We start from the raw sequence: 23,714 nt of genomic DNA on the forward strand, positions 1-23,714 counted from the left end.
TTTAGCTTACTTTACGTTATTTCAATAATATCCGTAGTATTAAATACGTAAGTTTTATAAAATGCGTCAGTACACATTATACTGTGCTTTAGCGGATTTATATGCACCACTGTCATGTAGCTGGTAAGTATATAGCCATTTTCAAAATATGTCACCAATATTTCTTTCTCAGTCAACAATGACATTAATAATTTATCAGAAATCCTCTCTTTTTCTTCTTTTGTTAAGAGCGGTTTTTGTACTTTAAATTTCTCTCCAATAACTTTTCGCATACTTAACAACTGTTCCGACATTACTGTAAATGGAACCCATTCTTTTTCTTCTTTTTGCACCTTTACATCATTCATTTCTTTATCTCCTTGATCATCCATTCAATCTCACACATATTGTTCCTTAATTATTCTTTAATAATTGCTAGGCTCATATTTATCACGTATAAGCAGACAGTATAGCTCCCACCTCAAAATTCAGCATATGCGCGAAAAATCAACTGCCCGTAAACGCCCAATTGATGAAAGCCAATAATCAGTAGACGATGCCCCCGCTGATTACAGTTTCACTTTATTTCTAATTCTTATACTATCTGCACCAGAGAGAACGTCCGTTCTAATTATACACGAACTTACGTTCTTTTGAGAAGAGATTTAATTATATTTTTTAACAAAATGTAATTAAAATCATTTCGTTATACATTTTTTCTTCATCAAATACACTTTTCACTTCCTATTTAATAGGATGTTCACACTTCAACTAAAAAAAGCGACTTCATACAAAGTAAAGTCGCTTTTTTCTAATAACGTATATTTCTATATTTATTTTTCTATCCTGATAAGTGTTCTTTCTGAAATACAAATTTCATCTATATGAAAATGATTTAATTTTAATTTTCCCATTCGTTCCTTATCTTCATCACCAACCCAACAACTGAATAATTCAAAATAGTCCCCATCATTTAAATACCCTTCCATAATCGAGCATAGAGCTAATAACTTTTTTTTAGCTTCTTTCTTCTCTTTTTTTTGCCACTCAACAAGTTCAATGCCCCAACTCGTTGAAACTTCATACGTGTAACTTGTTTGAACTTGAAACTCTTGTACAATTTCAAGTTTACTTTCGTCTGAAAAACATGGTCCAAAAACAATTACATCATTAGAATCTGGATCTGTTAATGGAATTTCTACATTGCACCCTATATAACTTGCTAAACTCATTTTTACTCCTCCAATATTCGTATAAAAAATACTTCATATGAACAATTATCTACTCAAATATAAAATTCCTTCCTACACTAAAAAGTTTTAATTTTTTCGAGTTTATTAACCATCTATAACTGAAAGCATAGATTATAAAGAACGAACTCATAACATTTAAGGGATTTATAATGGGCTTCAATTCGTTCCTTATGAATTTTTGTGAAAAGAGAGCAATTTAAACACTCTCTTTTCGTACATACTGCATAAAACTATTTATTAATAATTAACTCTAATTATTAAATATATTTCGGTTGTACTATTATATGTAATTCCCTCTCTGTTACTGCTTTTTTTGGATTCCGAAAATACTCTAATTCGTATTTTAATACTTCATAGTCAACCATCCCGATCTTAATCCCTTTCGTTTCTTTTAAAATAGCTAATAAGTTATTTATATCTTCATCATACGATTCAAAAATTTTCCCTCCGTCTTCTCTTTGAAAAATTATTTTCACATTTTCTCCCCCTACATAATTTATTCATCAATCCAATAATTCATTTAAAAGTATTCATTCTTCCCCTTAAAATTTCATACTAAAAAGAACATCCATCATAATAGAATGCTCTGCTTTTCACTTCATTTAGCGTCAATATATTTCAATATAATTGTATGTTTCATTCTGCAAATTATGTTTATCCACTTCAATAAAGTAAAACTTAAATCCCTTCAAGCTTTGTCCATTCCTGACTAATAATTAGCCCACGCAAATCGTACTGCCTACAAATAATGGGCTAAAATTAATTAATTTGTTTTATATTTAATAAAATGAAACAAAACATTATAATATCAACATTCTATGAAGTAATAATTATTTCACTTTAAAATAATTACATAAATTCCCATTGTAATTCTTAATATTTAAATGTAATATTGTATTGTCTTACTATCTATTTATAACTCACACACTAACTAGAAAAGGGAACCTATATAGGTTCCCTTTTCTAATTACAGTCATTATTTCTTTTCTAGAAATTCAAATGTATTTTTAAAGTCTTTATCATTCACCTTAATATCAGCATCTTTCAATAATTCATTGACTACTTGCTGTTTCCATTTGCCTGTCGTATCTTGTAGTCTTTGCTGTTCTAAATCTTTACGGATTTGATCTTTTACTTCATCATATGGCTTCAATTCTTTTTTATCCGTCACTTTAATAATATGGTAACCATAAGTTGTTTTTACTGGCTCACTTACTTGTCCTGCATCTAATTTATATGCAGCTTCCTCGAATTCTTTCACCGTTTGCCCTGGAGCAAAACCAGTTATTTCTCCACCTTGTTCCTTTGAACCAGTATCCTCTGAGTATTGCTTCGCTAAAGCCGCAAAATCTTCACCATTATTTACTTTCTCTTTCACTTCTTTAGCAGTTTTTTCATCTTTCACTAAAATGTGACTTACCTTCATTTCTGGTTTATAGTTATTTTTTACATCTTTTTCTGTGACAGTCGCTTTAATCGCTTTCTCAAATGCAATTTCTGGTTTCATTTTTTCTTTTAATTCATCTTCATTTTTCAACCCAACTTGCTCTAAAGTCGATTTGAAGTTGTCACCCATTTTATCTTTTGCTGCCTCTACTTGTTTTTTTGCTTCCTCATCTGAAACTTTATATTTATCTAGCAACGCCTTACTTAACACCATTTGGTATAAAGTACTTTCCCCATATTTTTGTCTTAATTCTTTACTTAACTCTTTCTCTGTAACATTTCCTACTTTCGATGTTACTACGTTGTCTGAGGAACCACATGCAGATAATGTCAGTACTACGCATGAAATAATTGTTCCTAAAAATAGCTTTTTCTTTTTCAATTCAAAATACCTCACTTTTATTATTATACAAGAACAAATATACAATGTACTTGTGTAAATAATGTGTTTTCTAGATGTAATTCATTTCATTTGAAAAACTATGTATCATGTTGTTTTTATTCAAATATTAAATGTTATCTTACTATGTATCACTAAAATGACCCTTTACGTATGTAAGCGTCAAATATTCCCCACCTACTATTTGTTAATAATCCATGAGATAATCTCCTTACATACTATATGTGGAGGTTTTTTTATGGAAAGACACCGATTAAAGAAAGAATGGGAATCTTCTTATCACGACAAACGATGGGAAATTGGTTATTATATGGGGCTAATCGATGGTTAATGACTTTGTATGAAAGGATGCATGAACACCTACTTACTCGAACTATTCTTCATGCGGGCGAAACAACCTTCCAAGTTTTACGCGAACCTGGGCGAGCCCGCAACAACGAAGTCCTATCTGTGGCTATATCGTACAGGACGAGAGGATATCACTATTGTCCTCTTTGACTATCACCCTATAAGAGCAGGCGAACATCCGAAACGTTTTTTAAGTGGTTTTAAAGGATATTTTCAGGTAGATGGATATAGTGGGTATCATCAAGTACCGGATGTCACCCTTTTTGGATGTTGGGCGATGCGAGATGAAAGTTTGATGAAGCCTTAAAAGCTTTACCTGAATCACAGAAGGGGCAAAAAGTGAAGGCGAGTGAAGGCTTACACTTCTGTAATCAACTCTATTCGATTGAAAGGAAGTTCAAGCACGTAATACTTTATGATAGTACAACCGTCATGGAGTATGTACTTTTTAACAGCCTATTCTTTTTATCAATCTTCTGCTTTAAATATTCAGCAATTTCTGTTTGCCCAAATTCTCTAGCGTATTCATAAGCATCCATATTCTTAATATTTTCTCCAGTGTATCTAATTGAAATATCTATTCCTTTTTCAACTAAACACTCAACTACTTCTTTATGACCATCATATGTAGAATTTATGGCAATACTCACACAGATCTTGCATAAAATAAACCTTGATACTGTTTGAGTGTAACATAATTTGATTTTTTACTCGTCTTTAATTAATAGGAGTCTCAAATAATGAATATCACTATTTCATTAATCTTTTAAGAATAAAAATCAATTTTCTAGAAAGGGGATTATGTATGATAGGGATAGTGACATTATTCATACTGTCATGGATTACACTTCAAATCTTCGGAAAACACACTCTCTCAGTATTAGGTTTACTGCCAACAAAAAAACGAACAAAACAATTTATTTTCGCATTCCTATTTACAAGTATGTTATGCGCGTTGGTACAAAGTATAGATTTCTTGATTACACATCAATATTGGAAACTCAATCCAACCTATTCATTTATGAATTTTCTCACAGTTTTTTGGTGGAATATAAAATCCGTTCTCTTCGAGGAATTTATTTTCAGAGGAGCATTACTATATATAATAATGCAAAAAATTGGAGAAAAAAAAGGGGTTGCTTTTTCTGCGATTTGTTTTGGTTTCTATCACTGGTTTTCTTATGGATTATTTGGAAGTTTCATACCAATGATTCTTATCTTTTTAGCAACCGGATTCTCTGGACTTGTCTGGGCTTATGCTTTTCAAAAAACAAAATCAATGCTATTACCCATTGGATTTCATTTAGGATGGAACTTCACACTCAATCAAATTTTTTCAAAAGGTCCATTAGGAGATCAGCTTTTTATCTCTGTAAAAGGATTTGACTATGTCCAGCTCGTAGGAATTCCTTCCTTATTTCATTTTTTATTACCCAACATAGCCGTGCCGCTCTTTACTTATTTATTCATTAAGTTTTATATTTGTAAAACTTAAACAAAATCAATAGCTTCTACACAAAAATAATTCAAAACTCAAATAAAAAAGGAGCATGATAGCTCCTTTTTATTTTGAATCTCGTATTGATACTAAAAAACAGTATCCTTAATAGTTTTTCTAATTACTTTTCTTCTCAATATTATTTTGTTAATTGACGAAGCAATTAAAGCTTTTGGTATTGATGTCGTCAATTCATTTCTCCCTTTAAAAGGAAAAACAAAAATATTAGAGAAAGTTAAACAACGTTTACTTTTATAAAAGAATACTAAGTAAAGGATATAATTAAAAAAGATAATAAATATGGGAAACACGCCAATAGCCGTTACTGAATCTATAACTTATAACGACCTAAATGTATCCAAATCCGAAAATATATTTAACGATTTACTTATCAATGTATATATAATGGCAAAGTCTTTTGATGATGATGAATTGCTTATTCCGTGTAACATAAAAAATTATGCACCATTATTAAATACTATCTTTTATTACGACATGCTTCAGGTATCTCACCTTCAACTATAGAAACCGTATTCAATATACCAAAGAAAATAATTTTAGCAACTGAGGGAGTAACATCCACAGATCAATTCGAAAAATTACTTTCTAGTCTCAGCAAACCTTGGGCTTCAACATTAGCACTTGCATTTAAAGAATTCTTAGAATTTTCATCGTTGCCAGGACATGAAAAATACATAGAAATATGCGACTCACTCCCTTCATTTACGTATTCATAAAATATGTAACTACTTATCGTTACATGCTCTTCCAGCAACCAATTATTTCATCCAATATCTACCGCATTTTTCGCTCTACCCCACATATGAAAAGATTTTGCCCCATCAATTATTCCCTTAATAATTTATACATCAGGCCCTGCATAGTAGTTAACTTCATATCATTATCAACTAAAGATTCATATTATATTAATAAGCCTTTACAATCTAAATAAAAAACGCAGTATATAATACTGCATCATAGGAGCTGATTTCATGAAAAAAAAACCTATTGTTTTCAAAGTTCCACCAAATTCAAAATTAAAAGTTACATTTTTCGGTCCTTGTAACGAGGTAATTACAAATGTTTCTATAATTAATCAACTTTCCACACTTAAATGTCAAACTATTACACAATATCCAAACTATAAAAAATACGAAACTGAAGTACGATCATTATCCAGTGGTTAATCCGTTCTATGCACAATCCTTACAATTTGGTTAGCTAAATGACTCCGGCAATAGACTAAAATTACGCATTTCATGATATTTCATTGATAATCTATTGATTTTTTACACGTTTTTATTAGCTGAGCATATATTATCGTATGGAGATTATCCACTCATAAAACCTATCTTTCTTTAGAGCGTACTTTTTATGTATGCTCTTTTTTTATTTATCCCTCATTCTGTACAAATAAATCTGTACACTTTTATATTTCATAAGTGGTAAACTCATCCGCTTCTTATAAACAATTTAATCAATAATACTCCTCTATTTATTTTCACTTTCAACATTACATCCTAGCATGCGAAATGCTCTTAAAATAAATTACATTTAACCTATTTACTTATATATTTTAGAAAAACAATAATAATCCCCCCACCATTCGGTGAAGGGGATTAACTCAACCTACTGAAAAGTATTTTATTGTCTTCATTATTCAATTGGAGATGGGAATCTTGCAGCTTCAAAATGCGAGCCGTCTTCCGAAGGACTTAAAACTCCGTCTATGCTACTTTGTGCATAAACCTCAACTTGATCTCCTTCATGCAATTGAATAATCGTCGAAACACTTACTACATTTCCAAAACTTATTGGACCAAAAAAGTCATTATCTATAGCTATTGCTGCGTTTCCATTCACACGAATTTCTACACGAGCTCTATAATTTAAGCTAGGATCGTTTAAAAAAAAACCAATCGTTCCAATAACAGAGTATACTCCTTTAGTCTTCGGAATAAAAATAGACGTTGCTGGATTATACTCATTTGCTAAATCAAATTGTTCATTTTGGAACAATACTTTTACAAAAGTATTAGCAGGAACAGGTTGATTCACCGTATTTCTAGCTCTAAATGCTGATGCCCTAACAAGACTATCCTTTTTGTCATTACACTTACTATTGTTCTTACAACAGTTATGCTGTTTCTTTTTATGCTCTTTACAATACTTACAGTAGTAATAGCAAGACATACTAGTTCCCCTTTCATGCTTATTACTATATATTATGTAAGGGGGATGCATAACGTTTGGATGAGTATTGTTTTAGCCCTATACTTATCGCCTATTTATATACACTTGAGCAGAAGATGCATCAATAAAACCACAACCTAATAGAATAGTACCCCTTATTCAAATTCGATAGATTCTTCCCTTATCTACTTTACTTTTTGTACATAAAAAAGAGCGAATCTACATTCGCTCTTTCCCACATTTTTATGGCCCAAAGCTTATCATCCAGCCTAACATAAATCCAACTATAGAAAACAGTAGCATAAAAAGATATAAACTACATGCCCACAATGCATATTTCCGACTTTTGCTTTTTGTAATCATACCTACGACTGAGCACACCAATCCAATACCAACTATTTGAAGAAAACCTTTACCTATAAATGTTTCTTGAATAAGCAATATAATGTTCAAATACAATAACGCTAGAAAGGCAATAATTAATGAAATAATCCCCATCCACGTTTCCTGTTTATAAATATGATTTTTTCTTTTTTTTAAGAATGCCAATTCCATAACCTCGCTTCACCTACTTTCAATTTTCTAACTTTTTCGTGGCTCATCAATTTTTCAACTTCTGCTTTAGGTCCTGTTACAACTGCCCCATATGTTTTTACCCCATTTTTTTCAAGGAAAGAAATACGCTTTGACAACTCTAATACTTTCGCTCTAGATAGCTTCACTGCTAAATTTTCATGATTCTGTAATGACTTTAACACATCAATAAATTGTTCCTCATGAGGTGAATCACTTACAAAAGCACCACTTGGCCTTGAAATCATATCTGACGGAAAGCCAACCGGGGCAACATACATACCATCGTCATTCGTTTGCTTCTCCTCTAATCCTGTATTAACGGCATACCACACAATATCAATAGTAGGAAACATATTCGTTACCTCTTGTACACTTAATAATTCTCTAAAAGATACAAATGCTTCTACTACAGATTCTTGCGGAAGACCCTTTAATACCTGCGCTTCTTCGCTACTATTATAGGACGCATTATAATTATTAGGATGAGACAATACCTCGTTATCTATATACGGGATTTCTGGAATTTTTTCATCTGTTGTATATTCACGGCTTACTCTCGTTGCTCTACTAAATACGTAATCTGTTTTCTCTTCTCCTATTCGAATATCTTTCTTCCCTACCCTTTTATACAAATCAAAATGCATTTGTAAACTAAGCGGTAACAATGATTGCTCCATGTCCCTTTCTTTCAGAAATACATTTGGTTCTGTTACACTTAACGTTTGATTTACTACATTCCGTATCTCCAATGCGTTTGTAGGTGCCAATGTATAATATAAGAGTGTAGATATATATAAAATAGGTTGAATCAGTAATAAAAAAGTAAATACAATTAATACATTCGTAATACGCGCTCTTTTTTTTCCTATTTTTAACACTTGCTCCTGTTTTCCATTAGAAAGTGAATCCGGCCTTTGATGAAGAGCTTCTTGTAACAATTCTTTATAATCATCTTGTTCAAAATGAGGTTTATCATTTGTCATTTTGACTCTTTTCCTCCTTTAACAATTCTTTTAATCTCTTTCTCCCGCGAAATATGTGACTTTTATATGTGTTTAACTTTAAATCTAATACAGAAGCACCCTCTTCGTACGTTAATTCATGTACATCACATAATAAAACAGCTTGTGCCTCTACCATAGGTAAAGTATGAATAATCTGAATTAATTTTTCATAACTATTTTTTGCGACTACATACTCTTCTGTAGATTCACCTGCTTGAATTGCCTCTAATTCCTCCGTTCCTACAAAAGATACTTTTTTCTCTTTCCTAACAAAATCAATAAACGTATGATATGCTACTTTAAAAAGCCATGATTTTACCTTTTGGTTTTCATAGTCTTCTAGATAAAGATACGCACGATAAAAAGTCTCCTGCATCAAGTCCTCCGCTACATGATGGCTACGAGAAAGGGAAAATAAATACCGATACACATCGTTTATATAAATCTTATATATTTCTTCAATCTCCATCCCCCTCCTCCTTTCATATATAACACGAATAGACAAATTAAAAAGTTGCATTATTTTTCCTTTTTATTTATAAAAAAATAAAAAATATTTATACATTTCAATAACCATTTACAATTATAAACAAAATATAAGATGTTGTGGCTGTAAATATCCTTCAAAACCAGTAAAAAACGGTTCGAATATTCTCCTGCTCTTGTAAGTTGATGGCCATAGAACAATCGTTCTGTGCGATATAACCACAGATAGCATTTCGTTGCTACCTCTTGTCCTAGTTCGCGTTAGTAAATGTTCATGTATCCTTTCATATAGTGCCACTATCCATCATTTGTCATGATAAGATAATTCTCATTCTTTCTTCGATCGATATTTTTTTATCAAAAAAACCACTTATAGATTATGTACAAAGATTATCTCATTAGTTATTTACAAATTGTAGATGGAACTATTTGACGCTTACATATACACTCATCCCCCTCAATTGTTTCCGCTATTTGCGGATACCTCAAAATTCGGCATTTGCGATAAAGGTAGGTGGGAGCTGGGTTTCCCGTATATGTCCAATTGGTGATGGCTAATAATCGGTTTGGGATACCTGCTCCTACTGATAAAACTTTCAATTTATAGATTAAATACAGTTCCATATGGGATTGTAAGAAAAGAACTTCCATACGGTGTGATTTGATGCACTGGATAAAAATACTCCATGGATGAATAATACGGCTGGATACCTTGTTGCTGCATCTGCATTTGTTGTTGCATTTGTAACGCTTGTTGAACAGCTTGAACTGTACTTTGTGCTCCGCTAAACGTTATAGATGTACCATACGCAGGTCGAATATTTGCTTGAGAAGCAAAATATGAATAAAACATTATTTTCAACTCACTTCCATATAAGTTATTACAAAGTATGTTATGATTCTTTGTTTCAATGAGTGCTGAAATCTAGTCTATTAGCTTTTATTAAATTTAAATATGTCTATTATCTCTTACAATTTCATATTTCATTTACAAGTTTTCAATATTTACTTTACTAATTAAAAAGGTAAAGAATTCACTATTACTAATTCAATTCGATTACTTTCGAAACTATACAAATGAATTCTCAAGATTATTAAAGGTAAATTATCTATCTATACATCCTCCACAAAATAAAAGCACCCTAAACGGATGCTTTATTTTTCACACTATTATTTCTTAGCAATAATTTAATTGTCCACGAATTTCACCATTAGGATGTTGTACTGTATGAACATTAATATAAATGTTTCCAGATATGATTTCATTTACTAGAGTACCTAATGTTTGACCCGCTAACGGCCCAACCAAATCTTCTTGAGTAATCATTCCCGTAAGCGTTGCACACTCTATTGAAACCGGATTTGTTATTGGTCCAAATAAAAAAGCTACAACAGGACCGTTCGTTCCTTTTGCTCCAAGATGCAGATGGGCAGCTGTTACATCCTCTATATTGAATAGATCTAACTTGAATTTTAGGATAAGTTCGTCCCGACTTAATTTAAAGAAAGCCTCTCCTCGAGCGTCTGTTTCTACTGGTGGAACTTCATTTCTACCACGTAACTTTGCAAAAAAGATATCTATCACTCCTATGCTTTTATATACTACTAATATATTCATACCCTTTTTATAAGGTGACAAAAAAGCAGCTGTTAGGCCATTTAAAATTCATTTTATACAATAGATTAATTTATCAATTTTATAAAATCTATTAATTTAACTATTACGTTTTTAAATTTGATTCATATACTATAGTAGATTACTAGAAAGGCGGTGTAAGTATGGAAAGTTGTGTTTTGTTCGTTAATGGACAACCTCTTTTAGTGGTATCAGTTGCTGGAATCGAAATTGCTAGATTAGAACTTTCTCTTCAAGTAGCATTGACTTTAATAGCATTAGGAATTCCAATCTGTGCATAAAAGTTAGGCATTTATTAAAAAGAGGGCTTAAGCTCTCTTTTTAATTTATTCCTTAACAAAAAAAGATACCACTAAGATCATGGTATCTTTCTTAATAATTACCATCAGTTTCAACACTACTAAACTAGCAATCCTAATTTGCGTACAATTCCTGAAAATGAAAAACCATATGCAAAACCTACAATACGAATTCTTGGATTCCATTTATGTTCTAGATCTTCATTGTACGTTTTCTTGTAATACGCTAGTTTAGAATCTATGTTATATTTGTCGTTAATAATTAATTCATCACCAGAAAATCCATCTATTTTAATCTGAACAGCTACATACTCTGCTCCTTCATTTAAGGCTTCATTATAACACCTTTCTAATTCTTCTAATGTCTTCCCCACCATTAACCTCCTATTCAAATGGGCATTTTGTTCAATAAAAAAGCATTTAAATCAGTAGTTGCAAGCAACAATTTCAATGATTATTTAATAGATTATAAGCTGTTTGCTTGTCTTACAAAGTATCATATGATTTTTATATAGAAATGGTTCATCAAAATGAAGGTTATTCATATGTCTTTTCAAACATGTAGTGATAACATTAAACTACATCAATAAACTTGATATTAGTGTTAATTACATTATAATAATTTATTAACTAATAAGACCTTTCCAGTAGAGTTCTTTTTCATTCTCTCAATTTAAATCCAATATTTCTTTATCAATAAGTACATGTTGTTTTTCAAAAAGTATTTCCTATTTCCATTTTTTACGAAAGCATTTAGCTTTTGCTAACCGCTCCTTTTAAACTAGTCTATTTATCGCTCCCTTCTAACTCCTCACTTTTTCACGTATTTGTCCAATTAATGAAAATACAGAACCTACAGCTTGGATCCAACTACCTATGGTACCTATTGACTGTCCTTCTTTCTTTTTATCCAGCTCCCTATTTACTTGATGGTCTAAATTCCTCCAATCGCCTGCAAGGAATTCCCTATAGCTTGCAACAAGTTTCCTACAATATTAAAAGATTCATCTTGATCTGAAGCATCTTCAAATTCGTCTGCTAATGCTGTAAGTCCTCCTAAAGTCTGTGTCCAATTTCCAGAAATCACTAATTTAATTTTTGTTTCATCTTTAAAATCAACAACTAATCCGGATAGTACAGTTACATTACCACTTGATTGAATTTCATTTCCGATTTTTTCAAGAGATATTCCCCCTTGACCATCAGCCTCTAAAGCGTTACCAACTGCTTGTAATGTGTTTCCATATATATTAAAATTCCCCCTTATATTACCGCCTATAAAATAGAACGGTGTACTTCCAATAGCGGAAGTTATTGTACCTATAGCTGCTATCAACGCACCAAATATTTCTTTCATTTGGTTTTCCATTTATAACCTATCCCAACATTAAGTAATTACTTTCACCCTATTCAATTACACATCTTCCTGTTAAAAATCCAGACTTACTCTTAGCTTTCCACCACTTTATCAGATTGTCTTATAAAAGGAATTTCCCTCATTAATCACACTCATATTTAACGTTAATCTATATTGTTCTGATACTTATTACTAACACCGTTGCTTAAGCGACTCTACAATTCAGTTTATTAAAATACTCAGTATACAGCTTTTTCACATAAAATGGATAATAATTCATAAAAGCCCATATTGGATCAACAAAACATTCTAAATATTTTCGTTAGATATAAATATCTATTTGTATTACTTTTCCTATAAAACAAAGTAGTTTTTGCAAATAGATGATTCCTTCACTAGAACACTTAATAAATTACTCTTTTTATGTTTTAAGTTAATAAAAATATATTTCCATTTTGTTTTCTAGCCTTACTTACACTTCCTTTTAATAACCAAGTATTGATTATACATCCCATAAGAACGTCTCGATTTCCTAAACATATACTTAGAAGGAAAATATTCCTGAACATTTCACATTACACAAATACTTACAAATCCTTTAAATGCAGAAGAAAATACAAATTCTTAAGGCATACTTAACGATTATAAAATTTTAAAAAGGAGGTAATTATGAAATATAATCAAAACTCAAACGATCCGTGCGACAAGTTCCAATTCCCCTGTTTTATTTCTATATCCTCTTGTAATCAAACTAATTGTTGTACACCTGTTTTTTTCTCATTTTCTCAGCAACAAGAATTATTGTCCCTAATTAACCAATTAAACCAAGCTATCCTTTCTTTCTTTACCACGCCAAATCCGACAACTATACAAATACTCCAATCTGCATTACAGGCATTAAATGATTTAATAATTACAGTGCAACCAAATACTCCAAATAGAAATTTAGTTATACGAACTATAACTCAACTAATCAATTCCTTACCTACTGCATCTCTTACTCAAATCTCTGCGTTATTCCAATTTCTATTCCAAAATTTATCTTCGCTCATTAGTTGTTCCAATATATCGGACCCATTATTGCAACAAACATTCAACTTAATTTTGCAAGGAATATTGAATAGTTCTCTATTAAATATTATCGGAATACCCGGTCCTACTGGAGCTACTGGACCTAGAGGATTTCCAGGACCTAAAGGAGCTACAGGCCCTCAAGGTGTGCAAGGTATTCAAGGGCCAGAAGGACCAGAAGGAGCTACTGGCCCTCAAGGTGTGCAAGGGCTTCAAGGACCGGAAGGACTTGCAGGAGCTACTGGACCTCAAGGCGTGGAAGGACTTCAAGGGCCAGAAGGACCACCTGGACCGACTGGGCCCCAAGGTGTGCAAGGTATTCAAGGACCACCTGGACCACCTGGACCCACTGGCTCTGGGACTGGAATGGGAGTTCCTGGACCACCAGGGCCGACTGGACCTCAGGGGGTACAAGGAATTCAAGGGCCGGAAGGACCAGAAGGAGCTACTGGACCTCAAGGTGTGCAAGGTATTCAGGGACCAGAAGGACTCGAAGGGCCTACGGGACCTCAAGGTGTGCAAGGTATTCAAGGACCAGAAGGACCAGAAGGGCCTACGGGACCTCAAGGTGTGCAAGGTATTCAGGGACCAGAAGGACCACCTGGACCCACTGGAGATTGTGAGTGTCCAACGGGGCCTACGGGACCGACTGGGCCAACCGGACCTACGGGACCTGCATGTAATTTCCTTGTTTATGTTACAAACGCAGGAGCCATAGACGACCCCACAGATGATACAGTATCTGTAATCAACACCGGAACAAATACAGTTGTTGCTACAATTACTGTAAACAATGCACCTCTTGAAGTAACAGTTTCACCAAATGGGACTCGGGCTTATGTTACTAATATTTTTTCAAATACCGTTTCTGTTATTAATACTGCCACAAATATAGTTGTCGCTACCATCCCTGTTGGATCTAATCCAATCGGTGTTGCTGTTTCTCCAAATAACACAACTGTTTATGTTGGAAATCACGGTAATAATACGGTTTCTGTTATTAATGCTGCTACTAACACAGTCGTTGATACCATTCCTGTTGGCAACGCTCCGCAAGGAATCACTGTTTCTCCAAATGGAGCCTTTGCATATGTTGCAAACGAATTAAGCAACACAATATCTGTTATTAATACTGCTACTAATACTGTCAGCACTACGATTCCTGTTGGCATTCGCCCTAGGATAATCGTCTTTACATTAGATGGTACTCGTGCGTATGTCACAAATCAAAATAGCAATACTGTTTCTGTTATTGACACCGCTACTAATTCCGTTATTAATACAATTAACGTAGGTACTGAACCGGTTGGTATAGATATTACACCAGATGGCACTCGTATTTATGTTGTAAATAAAGTTAGCGATAATGTATCTGTAATAAACGTAGCAACAAATACAGTAATCGATACAATTCCTGTTGCTTTATCCCCGGATCAAGTAACCATCATACCAGATGGCACTCGTGCCTATGTTACAAACCAAGCTAGTAACACTGTATCTGTCATTGATACTGCTACAAATACGGTTATTTTTACAGTTCCAGTAGGTGTTGCTCCAACTGGTATAGCAACCGGAACTATTTGTGAATAAAATAAAAAACAGAGGGACAAAAAATATGTCTCTCTGTTTTTTATTTTTTGTGCTCTTTAAAAACTTCATATTCATAGCGGCCTCTCTACATACTATGAATTAGCCGCAATATATACGGAAGTAGTATTATTCACGATTAAAATTTGATTCATTTCATTTTTTCGTATGTATACTTCTATACATTTGTTTATCTCCCCTTGCATTAGATGAAAGTAACCGATTATCTTTACGAGCTTAAAAACAGTCACAAATTATCTATATCACACTCTAACCTTATTTTCCTAACCTCCTATTCATCACCTTCTAAAATTCCTTTCCACAATAAAAAAGCAGCTGTTAAGCTACTTTACATTCGTTTTATCCCCAAGAGAAATGATAAATATATTCCCCCGTTGCACTCTGATTAATCCCAGTAATTCTAGCAAACCTCATTAAGTCTGCCCCCTGAAGAAAATACATCGCAAGCATAACTGGCACTTGCGACCACATAAACTGATAAAGCTCCTCAACTCTCTGGTTTGTTGAAACAATTAAATCATTTACAGGCCCTTGATTCCATACAGAAGTTCTAACTGAACGAAACGGCAGATCTTTCCCATTAACCACGATTCTTGCCATACTTTGAGTTATGTCCACAATAATTCCCTCCATCATTACAAAAATTAGACCTGTGTATTTTACTCCTTTCGTTATAAATATTCTTAGCCTTCATAAATGTCTAAGGCAAACCTCTATTTTTGCGTCTATTCAAATAAATTTATTTCACACAATAAACAGGTAAATAAAATTTCAGTATTACTCTCTCACAACTTCCGTATCATTTAAATCATTTTCACCTTTATTCGGCTTTACAATCCGATATGCAAAATTACATATCTTATTATCTCAATATCACTTTATTTACTACGAATTAATAGAAAAACACTCAAACTAATTGATAAATCAGCGTTTGTAATTTAATTCCTTATTTTAAATTCTACCTTTTTATTTTTTAACACTATATTCGAATAATTATATTGGAATTTCTTGTTGTGTACACATCTATCTTTTTCAGGTATTATATACGAGAAGAGTAAGGTAAGAGTTACTCTTTGCCATTTTAGGAAAGGTCCTGTTGGAAACAACAGGACCTTTTTTCGTACTAGCAATACTAAATAAGAAACACAAAAGCCACGAAATTCACGCACCTTGGCTAAATATATAAAATTAATTGGCATTTCCGGATCAGCTTTACAACGGCATTGTGCATGAACATCGGTTTTTCTAGCATCTAGTTCACCTCCTTAAAAATGCAGGATTTCCCTTTTCAATATCGAATTAGTAATGTTTGGAAAGGGGGTGTAACATGGCGGAAATTAAGGTGGGACTTACACAATTTTTAGACTTCACACTGAAAAGTAGTGCAGCAAAAACAAATTTTGTAAAGAATCTAAAATCTCAACCTGAATATCACCCAGTTTTTGATTACTGGAAACAATTACGAGAAACTGTTATTAAATTTCATAAAAACGAACTACCTTTTGAATGTTTTGAAACATTAATACAAACTGTTGACCAGAAGAAAAAGCAAAACTATATTGATGTTATAAAGCAGTACAAAAAATTTATTAAAAACAAAGACGTCTCTTGGTTTGATCCAGGTAAATCACATTGGTTATCAGATAATTTAATCGTCCGCTCATCACCTGAACTTGGTTTGCTCATTAATGATGAGCCGCATCTTATTAAACTGTTTTTCAAAGGAAAAAAAGAGCGAATTGATAAATATAACATCAACTCAACACTGACATTATTAAATGAATCAACATTTTCAAATGAACATAACGATATGAATTATACAGTCCTTAACATCCAAAAGAACAGAATGTATACGAATAACTCTATTAATAATGATCATTTAATAGCTCTTGAATCAGAAGCTCACCAGCTTTGTTATTTATGGAATAAGATATAAAGGGTATAGGCATCTCTTTCAATGTCTTGTTCATGCGTAATTTGGGCACAATTTTCACAAACTCAATTCGTTTCGGTTAATTGAAGCTCACCCTGCATTGTTTCTCAAAAACAATGCAGGGTGAGCGTTTTTCGAAAACAGTTTCTTTCCCCATTTCAACATCCTAATTATCCCCTCTGAAAGAATAATATAATGATCTCTTTCTACCACATCTACATTAATCGCCTGACTTCTTAACCGCTGAATAATTACTAAGATGTTTTTACGATCCCTTCCATGTTCCACATCATGTTTTTCTTTCGCTCTATACAGTGCAGCAATTCCCCTCTTGTTACTCGCGCTTATTTCACCCACCTTACTTTATTTGATTGTGATTGTTGCTGGAACTCAGCTAACGCCGCCTTAATCTCTTCTCTCACAACTTCAAGAATAAGTTCTTATAACGACGCATCCCCCTACATCAATTTTTAAATTTCCTGCTTGTTGTTCAATTCACTCATAAAATTTATGAGTAATGATTATCCACCGTTTATATTCTCTAAGTGCTGGAAAGAGATTGCTTGTTTTATCCGACATTACTTTACTGCTGCTTCATAAACATCACATAAAAATATCTGAGGAAAAGAACGTTATAGCAATGGCTATCATGAATACAATTTGATGTACCCTACTTATAATAGTAACCTTACAATTTCAGAAGTTTGACACAGCTCACGAAAAAGCTTATAAAGAAAAGTGAGGTTCCTAATATGCATTTCTAGAATTAAGATGCATATCTGAAAATAACAAATGAACGACTAGGAAATAAAAGAGTAGAATCACACTGGATACCTACTCACATGTTATACCAGGACTTCAAGAAATTGCGGTGGATCAATTTGCTAACGAATTATTCGAAAAGAAAAACTCTCGTTAGAATTTTTCCTTTCACAGCAAATGCACCAACTAAATAACCAAAAATATTGATAGTGAAAAAGGAGAAACAAACATGAAAGAAATCAAATCTGAACAAGAATTCAAAGACATCATCGCAAGCGAGGAGCCAGTAGTTGTTAAGTTCTTTACTACATGGTGCCCAGATTGCGTACGTATGGATAACTTTATCGGAGATGTAATGGAAGAATTCAATAAGTTTAAATGGTATTCTATTAATAAAGATGAGTTCCCAAGTATCGCTGAAGAGTATCAAGTAATGGGTATTCCAAGTTTACTTGTATATCAAAATGGCGAGAAGCTAGGCCACTTACATAGTGCTAATGCAAAAACTGAAGAGCAAGTTACTGAGTTTTTAGAAGCATACTAAGATGAAAACCCTCTGAAAAATATTTTCTAGAGGGTTTTTTATTTTTTCCAAATCAGCTGTCAGAAGTGTACATATTTGAACTCCCTTCTCCTCCCCCCTCCGTTATACATAGATCCAAATCACGTCCATACCCTAACTTTGCACTTTACAACATATTTTTCCTTCACGAAACTTTGTTATCCACTTCTTAAAAAGCTATAAAACGTCAACAATGTTTGTATAGACCCACACGACTTTCGTTTGATACTCTATTTATAGAAAGAAATTCCTTGTAGAAAGGTGAGTGTTTAAAATGGATACTCTTTCTCATAAAGAAGCTGATAAAGGTGCGATTGTCAGCATTATGGCCTACATATTTTTATCCTCTATGAAAATCATCATCAGTTATATTACCCTCTCTAGCGCATTACGTGCTGACGGTTTAAATAACTTAACGGATATCGGTGCTTCTTTAGCGATATTAATTGGTCTAAAAATCTCTCGTAAACCTCGTGACCCAGATCATCCATATGGACATTCGCGTGCAGAACAAATTGCATCACTTGTTGCTTCTTTTATTATGGCAACGGTCGGATTAGAAGTTGTTATTAGTGCCATTCAATCTTTTTTAAATCCGAAACAAGCAGCGCCTAATGTCCTTGCTGCATGGGTAGCTTTATTTTCTGCTGTCGTTATGTACTTTGTATATTTGTATACGAAAAAGATTGCAGCTCGAACAAAAAGTAAATCATTAGAGGCCGCTGCAAAGGATAATTTATCAGATGCTCTCGTAAGTATTGGTACAGTTGTAGGTATTGTCGGCTCACAGTTCCAATTGCCTATTTTAGATCCGATTGCCGCTCTAATTGTCGGCTTTATTATTTGTAAAACCGCATGGGAGATTTTCGTAGAAGCTTCTCATATGCTAACGGATGGAATCGATCCAGATAAGATGGAAGAGTACGCTGATGCAATTGAACATATTGGTGGTGTGGAACACATCGTAGATATTAGAGCACGTATGTATGGGAATCAAACATACGTTGATATTACAATTGAAGTAGATGCTCGTATGGATGTTGGTGAAAGTCATTGTATTACTGATAACATTGAAGCTATGCTTCGGAAAAAGTTTGGCATTTACCATGCACACATTCATGTTGAACCAATGGAAAAAGAACCTATTATGACATAGGTTCTTTTTTAATGAACGCTTTATGAAATATTACACATAAAACGAGCCAGCTACCGCCAGCTGCCCACCCTGCTAATATGTCAGATGGATAGTGAACGCCAAGATATATTCGGCTAACTGAAATAGATAATACAACAAAGCTTGCTATAAAAATAATGAGCAATTTTTTATGCAATGTAATCCGTTCTTCTGTAATTGTAACGTATGCAATAAATCCTAAAAAAGCAGTAGCATTCATCGTATGACCGCTCGGAAAACTATATCCAGTTGCAGTAACAAGCTGCGTTACATCAGGTCTTGCTCGTTCGTACCATAGTTTAAGCATACTGTTTAAATAACGAGATCCATAATAATTAATTGTTAGAAGTAATGCACTAAGCAATTTTTTTCTAACGAGAAAGTACATTACAAGAATAATGAGTAAAGGAAAATATATTCTTTTGGAACCGATAAAAGACACCCAAGTAAAATAGGCTGTCAAGTAGTCGTTTCGAAAACTTTGAATAAAATGCGCGACTATATTGTCAAATTTCTCAATACAAGCGGTATGATACGAAAGTGATAATACGACAAAACAAATGAGTAGCGTAAAACTTAACAAGTATAAATGTCGATATCGTTTCACATACATAACCTCACTATGCAAAAAAATGGAGCGGTTGTTTTAGTTTTCCTCTCCATTTCTTTTTTATGCATAGTTTATTTAAAAATATAATTGCTAATTTTTTCTTTCATCGTTGGAATATCCTCATTCGTTACTGTAAAGCGAATCACCTTCTCGTCAAGATCCAGTGCTTCTGCAAATAAACCTGCTAATCCACGAGATTTTCTGTCAACTTCCATAATAATCTCTAGGCGATCGTAAGCACTTGGCAAGATTAATAATTCTAGTTCATCTAATTTTCCATAAAGCTGTCCGGAAACAGGAACAAACTCAAATTCTTGTGCAAATGGAACTTGCTTACGTAATTGATACGGTAATTCTTCACATTCTATATGACGCGCTTTAAAACCTAATTGATTTACACTCTCTAACACACTATTTAATAGTGCATTTGGCAACACTTGAATGTAATCACGATCACTTGGATCTATACTGCGTTTAATATCAAGACCTGTATGCACCCAAACTGTTTTCATTCCAAGTGTAAGCGGCGTTTCAACTGGCATTATAAATGAAAATGGAATTTCTTTTTTTTCATTCGGCTCAACAGAAAAAGGTTCTGTTAAACGAACTCGCTCTAAATCATATGTTGCTGTTACTTTTTTATCATCCACTTCTCGTATATACGATGTTGATAATGTTAAGTAAATGCTTTCAATTTGTTGGCTAACTGAACCACCAGTTATATGAACCTTCCCTAATATCTCTTCTCCAACAATATACTCATCTTTTTCAAGAACTGTATCTACTTTTGTACTACCAATACCAACGCTTGCTAAAAACTTTTGAAACATGGGGACTCCATCCTTTCTAAAGCAAGAGCTACATCTTTTTTTAAATCTTGTACATTCTCATAGTACGGCGTTTTTATTTGTAACATTCGCATAAGCATTTCACGGTTATAATTTTCCAAAGTTAATTCGTCATACCATGGTTTTTCATGTTTTTCATTAGATTCATAGCCTGCATATAATAAAAATAATGAGAAATGACCAAGCGCATAAAAATCACTACGAAAGTGAACTTCTCGCATCAAAGCTTGTTCACCTTCATAAGTTGTAGCTCGTTCATCACCCTCACCTTTTAATTTAGCCAATCCAAAATCAATAATACTAATTTGGTTTTCTTTCATTAATATGTTTGGAATGCGTAAATCTCGGTGAATAATACCTGCACTATGAAACACCGATACAATTTCTAATATTTCATATAAAATTTTAAAAACTTCACGTTCTGTATATGCATGCCCATCTAAGAAAATATAATCTTCGAAATTTTTACCTGGCATATATTCCATCACAAAAAAGCTTTTTTTCTCCCATACGAAATGATCGTATAAACTAGGAATTGCATGATGATTTAATGTTTGTAAAATCATTCTCTCTTGTTCAAATGATTTTCTTCCAGACTCATATCTTTGTTTGCTTTGTCTTAATTGTTTTAAGACTTTATATCTATTTATTTGTAAATCATTAACGACATATGTAACCCCATAACTGCCCATTCCAATTACTGATTCAATTTTATAACGTTCTGCAACAATTGTATTTTCACGCAGTGGTCTATCAAATAAAGCTAGTATACGACGCCATTTCATCAGCTACTTGAAAAGAAGCTACGGCTTTTGCGTTTTCTTTTATAATGATGATGCCCATAACCAGATGAACGTCGTTTATAATCGCTACTTGAATAAGAGCGACCTCTATGGCGATAATCACTACTAGAATACGAACGATATTTTTTCTTTCCTAATAAAGAATCAATAATTTTTTTGAACATCCCTTCACCTCTTGATTAAAATTTTCTTTTAATTATACCAATAATTGCCGACTATATTTGTGACAAGTTTGTAAAGAGTAAAAAACGACGAGTTAAGCCCGTCGTTACTTTCACTCATCTTCTTCATCAAAAACTTCATCAATCATACATTTCTCTAATAAGTACTCGAATGTAATGTCTGCGAGATCTTCAATTTCTTCTCTTTTTGGGACGTATCCTCTTTCAATTAGTTGCTCATAAAAAAACTCCGCAATCTCTTCCGTATCAATTACGACTTCAATTTCCTTCATGAGCATCACTCCTTTATTTCTGTTTTATGAAAAAATCTCAAAATTATGTATATGAGATTAGAAAAATAGTTTTTCTTTTTTTATAGGTCATATCCTTTGGACGAGGTGCATACGATGGTAGTACAAGCTATCAAAAGGGGGAAATAATTATGGAATATCAATATGAGGTAAAGCAAGAAGTAGAGCAAACAAAAGAAGAGTTCATGCATGAAGATCAATGGGCAGACTCTCTTATTAAATGGCTTTTTATTTTTTTAATTATTGTAGGCATACCTTATACTGCATATGTTGTTGTTCAATTCATTCTCTCTTTCTAGTTAACTATTTTTTCTCTGTCAATTTAACTAAATAATTATGAACAACATCCATAACAATTTTGTATTCTTCATCTTTAAATGTATCAAATAACAATTGATAATCGTTATAAATATCAAGTAATCCATCAATGATTTCTTGACGATTTGTCTTAACACTCACTTTTTTTGAGTTGTTAATTGACTTTAATTTTCCTAAATCTAATTTATTCATACCAGCTTTATCTTGTTTCATTTTCTTCAAAATTGCATTTGCCGTTTGAGCATTGGCAAGTAACGTTAAATCTGATTCATCCGCTTCTAACCATTCACCATCCGTAATTCGTGACAATTCATATATTGTATCTTCCCATGCGTCATTTTTATATCTCCATACTTCTGTACGAAAACCAACAATGCGAAACACATCTTTATCATACCCTGTTACTTGCACGAGATCACCAAATGTGAAATTATAATTTAATTCAATCCACTCAGTTTCACCTTTTTTCATGTCTTGCTCTGAAACGTGTTGCAATGTTTGCTCTACGTAAAATCCATCGTGATTATTGACTTCGTATACGTAAACTCCATCTAAAACCTTCATATTTGTGATTTTACCAACGGTTCCATATAGCGTAATCACGACTATGTCCCCTACGTTATATTTAGGTTGCTTTTTCCTTGCCATCTATATCTCTCCTTTTTTTGACGTCGTGATTTTGATAACAGTATATGCAACCTACATAAAAACGCTTATCACAGAAGCGTATATTCATAAATTTTTTCAATAAAAAATATCACCATATGGAAATTTATTTACAGCGTAAAAAAAAGCTAGCAAATAGACTAGCTTCACATCAAAAAAAATCATATAGTTTTTATCTCTCTTGTATGTACAAATCCCATGCTTCATCAAATATAGACATACTTTCTAGCATTCCACTTAACTCTAAGTATGAACTAATTTCATCATAATCTTCAGATTGCTTTGGAAAACTTAAATCATCATACATTGCCTCTGCTAAATTCGATATTTCATTACTAAATAAAGCTGCACGATGCTTCATCATATAGTGGTAAAATGTCTTTTTCAAAAATATTCCCTACCTTTCTAACTT

Annotated in this window: 27 protein-coding genes and 5 pseudogenes; 10 read left to right on the forward strand and 22 right to left on the reverse strand. The window is 32.9% G+C overall.

The features are described from left to right. Positions 1 to 11: 11 nt before the first annotated feature. The 4 genes from DN390_RS13810 to DN390_RS13825 form a co-directional block, all read right to left on the reverse strand. On the reverse strand, positions 12 to 347 hold the full coding sequence (locus tag DN390_RS13810) for a YolD-like family protein (protein ID WP_060630742.1): 336 nt from the start codon (positions 345 to 347) through the stop codon (positions 12 to 14). 465 nt (positions 348 to 812) lie between these two features. Then, positions 813 to 1,211 (reverse strand): KH domain-containing protein, encoded by a 399-nt coding sequence (locus tag DN390_RS13815; RefSeq protein WP_147807587.1) that lies wholly within the window; start codon positions 1,209 to 1,211, stop codon positions 813 to 815. A gap of 278 nt (positions 1,212 to 1,489) precedes the next feature. Continuing rightward, positions 1,490 to 1,708, reverse strand: a complete 219-nt coding sequence (locus tag DN390_RS13820; RefSeq protein ID WP_060630740.1) for a hypothetical protein — start codon at positions 1,706 to 1,708, stop codon at positions 1,490 to 1,492. Between the two features lie 500 nt (positions 1,709 to 2,208). After that, on the reverse strand, positions 2,209 to 3,060 hold the full coding sequence (locus DN390_RS13825; protein ID WP_147807588.1) for a peptidylprolyl isomerase PrsA: 852 nt from the start codon (positions 3,058 to 3,060) through the stop codon (positions 2,209 to 2,211). Between the two features lie 279 nt (positions 3,061 to 3,339). Between DN390_RS13825 and DN390_RS13830 the strand changes: the two are divergent. Next, positions 3,340 to 3,834: pseudogene (locus DN390_RS13830) on the forward strand (IS66 family transposase); the annotation flags it as partial. Positions 3,835 to 3,839: 5 nt separating this feature from the next. Here DN390_RS13830 and DN390_RS13835 read toward each other — a convergent pair. Further along, positions 3,840 to 4,052: pseudogene (locus DN390_RS13835) on the reverse strand (hypothetical protein); the annotation flags it as partial. 179 nt (positions 4,053 to 4,231) lie between these two features. Between DN390_RS13835 and DN390_RS13840 the strand changes: the two are divergent. Together DN390_RS13840 and DN390_RS13855 are read left to right on the forward strand one after the other, a co-directional pair. Continuing rightward, entirely contained in the window at positions 4,232 to 4,921 is a 690-nt protein-coding gene (locus tag DN390_RS13840) for a CPBP family intramembrane glutamic endopeptidase (RefSeq protein WP_255443962.1), read from the forward strand. Between the two features lie 995 nt (positions 4,922 to 5,916). Continuing rightward, positions 5,917 to 6,111, forward strand: coding sequence for a hypothetical protein (locus DN390_RS13855; RefSeq protein ID WP_147807590.1), 195 nt, complete (start codon positions 5,917 to 5,919; stop codon positions 6,109 to 6,111). Between the two features lie 469 nt (positions 6,112 to 6,580). On the opposite strand, the gene DN390_RS13860 is transcribed toward DN390_RS13855, so the two are convergent. The 6 genes from DN390_RS13860 to DN390_RS13895 form a co-directional block, all read right to left on the reverse strand. Then, entirely contained in the window at positions 6,581 to 7,117 is a 537-nt protein-coding gene (locus DN390_RS13860; RefSeq protein ID WP_147807591.1) for a C1q-like domain-containing protein, read from the reverse strand. Between the two features lie 243 nt (positions 7,118 to 7,360). Then, positions 7,361 to 7,672: a hypothetical protein gene (locus DN390_RS13870; RefSeq protein ID WP_147807593.1), complete on the reverse strand. Its 312-nt coding sequence runs from the start codon at positions 7,670 to 7,672 to the stop codon at positions 7,361 to 7,363. Then, positions 7,654 to 8,676 (reverse strand): anti-sigma factor, encoded by a 1,023-nt coding sequence (locus DN390_RS13875; protein ID WP_147807594.1) that lies wholly within the window; start codon positions 8,674 to 8,676, stop codon positions 7,654 to 7,656. The genes DN390_RS13870 and DN390_RS13875 overlap by 19 nt, the downstream gene beginning before the upstream one ends. Continuing rightward, the gene (locus tag DN390_RS13880; protein ID WP_098608128.1) at positions 8,666 to 9,166 is read right to left on the reverse strand and encodes a sigma-70 family RNA polymerase sigma factor; all 501 of its coding nucleotides are present in this window, start codon (positions 9,164 to 9,166) and stop codon (positions 8,666 to 8,668) included. Before DN390_RS13880 ends, DN390_RS13875 begins: the two co-directional genes overlap by 11 nt. Positions 9,167 to 9,784: 618 nt before the next feature. Beyond that, the gene (locus tag DN390_RS13890; RefSeq protein ID WP_147807595.1) at positions 9,785 to 10,036 is read right to left on the reverse strand and encodes a DUF3947 family protein; all 252 of its coding nucleotides are present in this window, start codon (positions 10,034 to 10,036) and stop codon (positions 9,785 to 9,787) included. Between the two features lie 324 nt (positions 10,037 to 10,360). Further along, positions 10,361 to 10,759 (reverse strand): CHRD domain-containing protein, encoded by a 399-nt coding sequence (locus tag DN390_RS13895; RefSeq protein ID WP_098264318.1) that lies wholly within the window; start codon positions 10,757 to 10,759, stop codon positions 10,361 to 10,363. Positions 10,760 to 10,962: 203 nt separating this feature from the next. Between DN390_RS13895 and DN390_RS13900 the strand changes: the two genes are divergently transcribed. After that, a complete protein-coding gene (locus DN390_RS13900; protein WP_000443219.1) occupies positions 10,963 to 11,100 on the forward strand; it encodes a DUF3956 family protein in 138 nt (45 codons plus the stop codon). Positions 11,101 to 11,219: 119 nt separating this feature from the next. On the opposite strand, the gene DN390_RS13905 is transcribed toward DN390_RS13900, so the two are convergent. After that, positions 11,220 to 11,492 (reverse strand): hypothetical protein, encoded by a 273-nt coding sequence (locus DN390_RS13905; protein ID WP_147807596.1) that lies wholly within the window; start codon positions 11,490 to 11,492, stop codon positions 11,220 to 11,222. Between the two features lie 412 nt (positions 11,493 to 11,904). Further along, positions 11,905 to 12,487: pseudogene (locus DN390_RS13910) on the reverse strand (DUF6944 family repetitive protein). Positions 12,488 to 13,144: 657 nt separating this feature from the next. On the opposite strand from DN390_RS13910, the gene DN390_RS13915 reads away from it, so the two are divergent. Next, a complete protein-coding gene (locus DN390_RS13915) occupies positions 13,145 to 15,136 on the forward strand; it encodes a YVTN family beta-propeller repeat protein (RefSeq protein ID WP_147807597.1) in 1,992 nt (663 codons plus the stop codon). Between the two features lie 357 nt (positions 15,137 to 15,493). Here the strand turns inward: DN390_RS13915 and DN390_RS13920 are convergent, their stop codons facing one another. After that, positions 15,494 to 15,790, reverse strand: a complete 297-nt coding sequence (locus tag DN390_RS13920; protein ID WP_060630728.1) for a hypothetical protein — start codon at positions 15,788 to 15,790, stop codon at positions 15,494 to 15,496. Between the two features lie 691 nt (positions 15,791 to 16,481). Between DN390_RS13920 and DN390_RS13930 the strand changes: the two genes are divergently transcribed. Further along, positions 16,482 to 17,090, forward strand: coding sequence for a hypothetical protein (locus DN390_RS13930; protein ID WP_147807598.1), 609 nt, complete (start codon positions 16,482 to 16,484; stop codon positions 17,088 to 17,090). Between the two features lie 344 nt (positions 17,091 to 17,434). Here the strand turns inward: DN390_RS13930 and DN390_RS31640 are convergent. After that, positions 17,435 to 17,521: pseudogene (locus DN390_RS31640) on the reverse strand (helix-turn-helix domain-containing protein); the annotation flags it as partial. 125 nt (positions 17,522 to 17,646) lie between these two features. Here DN390_RS31640 and DN390_RS31145 point away from each other — a divergent pair. From DN390_RS31145 to DN390_RS13950, 3 genes and pseudogenes are all read left to right on the forward strand, one after another. Continuing rightward, a pseudogene (locus DN390_RS31145) lies at positions 17,647 to 18,006 on the forward strand (site-specific integrase). A gap of 72 nt (positions 18,007 to 18,078) precedes the next feature. Then, on the forward strand, positions 18,079 to 18,393 hold the full coding sequence (locus tag DN390_RS13945) for a thioredoxin family protein (protein ID WP_147807599.1): 315 nt from the start codon (positions 18,079 to 18,081) through the stop codon (positions 18,391 to 18,393). A 292-nt stretch (positions 18,394 to 18,685) separates the two neighbouring features. Next, positions 18,686 to 19,567: a cation diffusion facilitator family transporter gene (locus DN390_RS13950; protein ID WP_147807600.1), complete on the forward strand. Its 882-nt coding sequence runs from the start codon at positions 18,686 to 18,688 to the stop codon at positions 19,565 to 19,567. Here the strand turns inward: DN390_RS13950 and DN390_RS13955 are convergent. The 5 genes from DN390_RS13955 to DN390_RS13975 form a co-directional block, all read right to left on the reverse strand. After that, complete coding sequence (locus DN390_RS13955) at positions 19,557 to 20,192, reverse strand: phosphatase PAP2 family protein (protein ID WP_000833364.1); 636 nt, start codon at positions 20,190 to 20,192, stop codon at positions 19,557 to 19,559. The genes DN390_RS13950 and DN390_RS13955 overlap by 11 nt on opposite strands. Positions 20,193 to 20,266: 74 nt before the next feature. Further along, positions 20,267 to 21,025 (reverse strand): sporulation protein, encoded by a 759-nt coding sequence (locus tag DN390_RS13960; RefSeq protein ID WP_147807601.1) that lies wholly within the window; start codon positions 21,023 to 21,025, stop codon positions 20,267 to 20,269. After that, positions 21,007 to 21,828, reverse strand: coding sequence for a serine/threonine protein kinase (locus DN390_RS13965; protein WP_147807602.1), 822 nt, complete (start codon positions 21,826 to 21,828; stop codon positions 21,007 to 21,009). Before DN390_RS13965 ends, DN390_RS13960 begins: the two co-directional genes overlap by 19 nt. Continuing rightward, complete coding sequence (locus tag DN390_RS13970) at positions 21,828 to 22,010, reverse strand: hypothetical protein (protein WP_000473370.1); 183 nt, start codon at positions 22,008 to 22,010, stop codon at positions 21,828 to 21,830. The genes DN390_RS13965 and DN390_RS13970 overlap by 1 nt, the downstream gene beginning before the upstream one ends. 110 nt (positions 22,011 to 22,120) lie before the next feature. Continuing rightward, positions 22,121 to 22,300 carry a YozD family protein gene (locus tag DN390_RS13975; protein ID WP_000658451.1) on the reverse strand — a complete coding sequence of 60 codons (180 nt, stop codon included), beginning with the start codon at positions 22,298 to 22,300 and terminating at the stop codon, positions 22,121 to 22,123. Between the two features lie 149 nt (positions 22,301 to 22,449). Between DN390_RS13975 and DN390_RS13980 the strand changes: the two genes are divergently transcribed. Next, positions 22,450 to 22,617, forward strand: coding sequence for a DUF3930 family protein (locus DN390_RS13980; RefSeq protein WP_060630721.1), 168 nt, complete (start codon positions 22,450 to 22,452; stop codon positions 22,615 to 22,617). Between the two features lie 4 nt (positions 22,618 to 22,621). Here DN390_RS13980 and DN390_RS13985 read toward each other — a convergent pair whose 3' ends face one another. After that, on the reverse strand, positions 22,622 to 23,284 hold the full coding sequence (locus DN390_RS13985; protein ID WP_000101496.1) for a hypothetical protein: 663 nt from the start codon (positions 23,282 to 23,284) through the stop codon (positions 22,622 to 22,624). A 190-nt stretch (positions 23,285 to 23,474) separates the two neighbouring features. Then, a complete protein-coding gene (locus DN390_RS13990) occupies positions 23,475 to 23,690 on the reverse strand; it encodes a YozE family protein (RefSeq protein WP_000750725.1) in 216 nt (71 codons plus the stop codon). Positions 23,691 to 23,714: the final 24 nt, after the last annotated feature.

The organism is Bacillus sp. SH7-1, assembly GCF_008042405.1.
Classification (GTDB): Bacteria; Bacillota; Bacilli; order Bacillales; family Bacillaceae_G; genus Bacillus_A; species Bacillus_A thuringiensis_N.